The 4,417-nt window shown below is 56.2% G+C and carries 1 protein-coding gene and 1 pseudogene; both read right to left on the reverse strand.

Annotated elements, in window-relative coordinates:
* Positions 1 to 575 precede the first annotated feature (575 nt).
* A complete protein-coding gene (locus ASF57_RS14530; RefSeq protein ID WP_056484673.1) occupies positions 576 to 2,954 on the reverse strand; it encodes an Ig-like domain-containing protein in 2,379 nt (792 codons plus the stop codon).
* Between the two features lie 510 nt (positions 2,955 to 3,464).
* Positions 3,465 to 4,319: pseudogene (locus ASF57_RS14535) on the reverse strand (IS66 family transposase); the annotation flags it as partial.
* Positions 4,320 to 4,417: the final 98 nt, after the last annotated feature.

A 4,417-nucleotide genomic window follows, 5' to 3' on the forward strand; every position in this document is an offset into this window, starting at 1 on the left:
TAGACTTCGAGCATGAAGAACGAGCCCGTCAGATAGAGCACGTTCACGAGCCCGCTCATGGCGGCCACGCCAATAAAGGCCGTGCGGCACCGCGCCAGGGCCTGGGGGAGCTCGGAAGAAACTTTGGGCATCGTCACCGTCTTCCTGGGTGCGGTCGTACACAAAGCGCCGCCGACGAAAGAGATTGCCGACGACTTACCCGTGATCGAGACGCTTCTACGCGAAGTAGAGCTTGCCTGCGAAGAGGTAATTTAGCTGCGTATTCTGCGAAGTCACGCCGCGATCAGCAGGTCTGATTCCACCTGAATAATATCCATATCGACCTTACTGAGGCGGTAAGTGAATTGCATTTATTACGATTAATTTTCCTGAAATATTGGATATATTTATCAAACTATTTGCAAATATAGTCGCAAGAACGACGGCGGAGAATCAATAGGGATATAAACTGCTCAAGCACAATGGCAGCGAACAGAAAAATTCCGCTCGCTGCCAAATTACTAATTTAGTACAACTGGTCAGCCCCTAGAAATTAAGAGGCCGAGCATCTCCTAGACTGCTCCACGTGAGCTTCTTCAGGCGACCATCCAAACCTGTTCCTGCCCGAAGTTGAGCGCAAAGGTTTGATCGTAGACATCGACACTGCCCACATCCAAGCTGTCGCCAACCGATTCGACGGGACCGACGGTGACGCTATCCTTCAAATTGTACCCAAGCGCCGTCACGTCATAACCGACTTCCGCAGTAAACAGCTTGATTTCGCCGCCGATATTGAAGCCGAGATCGGTTTTGTTCGACAACGTCGCAGTCGGCGCAAGATTGAAGTAAAAATCAACCTGCCCGTCCTTGTCTCCTCGAGCGTCGATCGCCGATGCGTGATTAATGAGTAATTTGTCGCCGAGCGTGAAGAGCTGCGTCGATTGATCTTCGAACGTGATGGTGCCAGAGATTTTTCCAAGGTTCATCCCGAATTCCTGGAGGAAGTTCAGGCCACCGAACACGTCGAGGTCCAGCAAGTCGACATCCGCGAAAACAGGTCCTAAGCTCAACTTTTGCGGATCCAGAGGGTTTTGTGGGGCCTTGAGAACCTTAGCCAACATTTCATCCACGTCGAGCCTAAGCTCGACGAAGTTGTCGCTGGCCCCGGAACTTGTTACGGTTTCCGTGGACGATGACCCGGTGGTCTCGACGTCTGGCCAATCGTAGCTGATTGAGAGAGCCTCAAGCGGCTTGGGCAATGTAATCGACCCGCTCAAGCTATCGCTATTTACATCTAAAATTTTCAGGCTGTCCGAGCCAATGTCAGCAGTCAACGAAATTTCTTCATTTACACTTCCGAAGTCGACAGTCTGATCCCCAGGAAGAATACCCAGGGGGTCAAAATCGATTTTGCCGAGATTGACGTTAACGCCCGCATAGGCCTTGAGAAAGACGTCATAGAGGAAATTTAGCGCATAGGAGCCACTGGGGCCCTCTGTCGTGAAAGCGGCATGCGACACCGAGGCGCCGGTCTCGATCAAGAGCTGATCGGTTGCTTTGTTGTAGTTCGTCTCCACTGTCACATCGTAGTCAGCGGAGGCATCAATCGCCCCGCCCTTGAAGGTCAAGGTGGACTGGAAGCCAAGCTTGATGTGACCCTCGATCCCTGCGTAAAACTCGCTTCCAATGCGTTCTTGGAAATTGCCTGTGTCGATCCCGATGAAACGGTCATCGATGAAAGTAAATTCGTTACCGGTGTTCCAGATGCTTTGATCGGTCGCCTCGAAGGCGACATTCTGATGAGTCACCGTGTTTTCCAGAACGATCGGGACGGTCTGCGTCGTGACCTGCGTATCGCCGTTCGACCGTTCCTTGGACCACGTTGAGATCCCAAGATCGAAGTTCACGTCTTGGTCGACCGGCAGGGTGAGAACGAACTCCCGCACCAACGACGTCGACATCGCGGCCGGATCGTAGGTCATCTCCGACACAGTCACGCCGTTGGGAAGGTTCGATAGGGAGATCTTATCGATGAATTCCGAACCGTCGGCATCCGTCTGTGTCGCGGTAACGATCACGCGAACCTGATTGATCGCGTCGCCTGCTTTGATCTCGTAGCTCAGGGCGGGGGCATCGGCGACGGCAGCGATGGTGAGGTTCACCCGGGCGGCGTCCATCCCGCCGTGATTGTCGGACAGCCGATAGAGGAAGCTGTCAGTCCCCGCATAATCCTTCGTGGGGGTATAGAGAATGGCGTCGCCAACTAAGATGTCGGCGTCATTTCCATCGACAATCACGGCCGTGCCGTGCTGCACGCCCTCGATAAAGGTGATGGCTAGCTTGTCGCCATCGGCATCGGTGTCGTTGGACAGAACTTGGAAGAGTGTTCCGACGGACGTGTGGGAGGGCTTGTCCAGTCCGCTCTGACCATCTTCGAACAGACTGTAACTGTCGTCACGGGCATCTGGCGCTGCAGGTGCCACGACGGTCAGCTTGGCGCTGTCATTTCGTGCGCCCGTTGGTGAACCGACGCTGGTCAGGCGCGCGCCGAACAGAGTGTTGGCCACATCATCCAGGGTGAGGTTGTGAGCGGCATTGTCAAGCATGAACGTGATAGGGCCGCTGATATCGGCCTTGTTCTTGCCGATGCCAGGCCCGCCGAATTCTAGCCCGGCGTCGAATCCGCTCTTCACAGCTCCATTCATATTCACGCCATGGCCGAGATCACTGACCTTTCCAGCCTTGGCTTGCAGGCCGGCGATCAGCCCGCCGCCGCCCGTGTAAGACAGACCCGCCAATTTACCGGGGTCAGCGAAGTTGAAAAATAAGCCCCGAAGGTCTGCCGTCAGCTTGGAGCTATCTTGCACATCTAATGTAAAAATAAGTTTCCCCTCGTCTTCAACAATGAAAACCTCCAGGCCAGGGCTGCTTGCCGAGCCCGGGATTGTAAACCTTATGGAACGGTCGCCTGACATGGTGCCCCCAATTTGTTATTGTTCGCAATTAGCACGGACAAACATCCATCGCTTCCTGTCCATGAAAACTGTGATCGGCTCTGTGCCGGTAATTAGACGGCTCGCATGAATATGCGTCATTTCACAATAGAATTTTGCGTGGGCGGGAACGCTTCTTTTGTGCGTATGTGCCTTGAGTTATGGACCCGACGATGGTGAGTTGGTATTTCTATTTTATCAAACATATCAATGTCTTAAATAGACAATAAATCATCGGCAGATAGGTCCGATAGCGGTTCAGGGGATCCCTAAAAGACGTCTTTGCGCCTAGTTGGTTGAGACGCACAGACAAACAATTCGTATAAGCGTCGTTGTTGGGTATAAAAATTCAATCACGGGGTGTGATGATACTCTTCCACGAATTTAGAACCAATTTAGTCCATCAATCCTGTTCAACTCATCGCGATCAAAAAGAGAATCACTCACGGAACCGGTGCGTGGAGTAATTACCCAGGCCTTTGACGGCGGGGATCAGGCGCTGACGGTCTTGAGGATGGTGCCGAAGGGGGTGCCGCCTGTGAGGCGCGGGGTATCGACGACGGTGCGGATGGCGGCCTCGCCTTCGGCAGCCCACATCGCGCGGTAGCCGTTGGTTATCTTCCGCTGGATGACCGCCGGGCGCAGCAGCCTCTCCGAACCGTTGTTGGTCGGTCCGACCGCCCCGGGATGGGCGAGGAAGATGAGGAGCTGAGCGCGGGCCCGTCCGATCTTAACCTGCAGATCGCAGGTCAGGTCGCAGCCGCTCGGCGTGGCGAGGATGGCCCCGAGTTGTCGGTCGAGGCTCCGTCGCTTGGCTGCAAGGGTCGAGGTGGCCAAGGTGGTGACGCGCTCGGCCAGGGCGAACACGGAGGCCAGCCAGAGCTGCAGACGCCAGGGCACCGGATCGTCGCTCGCCTCGACGACGTAGGCGATGTCGCGGGCGAGATGGGCGAGGCAGGTCTGGTGTTGGGCCGCATGGCCCTGCTGGGCGGTGTAGCGGTCCGAGATCCAGACTGCGGGCCATTGGCCGTCCATCATCTCGCGCACCACGACGGCACCCCGCGTCGGCAAGGCTTGATGAACGACCGCATCGGCCGCGTGGAAGACCCAGTGGAAGGCGTTGCTGCCCTCGATCCGCGCGCCGGTCTCGTCCGAGGCGACCACCGCGGCCCGGCATAGCGTCGAGACGGCCTCCTCGCGACCGGAGCGGAAGCGCCTCTGCGCGCGCTGGAGCAGGTTCACCAGCCCGCCCTGGCTGAGGGTGAGACCGAACAGGTCCGACAAGGCCGCCTGGAGCTGCTCGTAGGACAGCACCTGGAAGGTCTTGAGATATGTCGCCACCGCATGTGACCCTGACCCAGCAAACTGGTCCGCGCTGAGCGCAAGTTTTTCGGGCATCCTGAACCCTGAAGGAGGGTGGATGCCATGCCTCGCAAACGCTTCAC

It is taken from the genome of Methylobacterium sp. Leaf117 (assembly GCF_001422985.1).
In the GTDB taxonomy this organism is placed as follows: Bacteria; Pseudomonadota; Alphaproteobacteria; order Rhizobiales; family Beijerinckiaceae; genus Methylobacterium.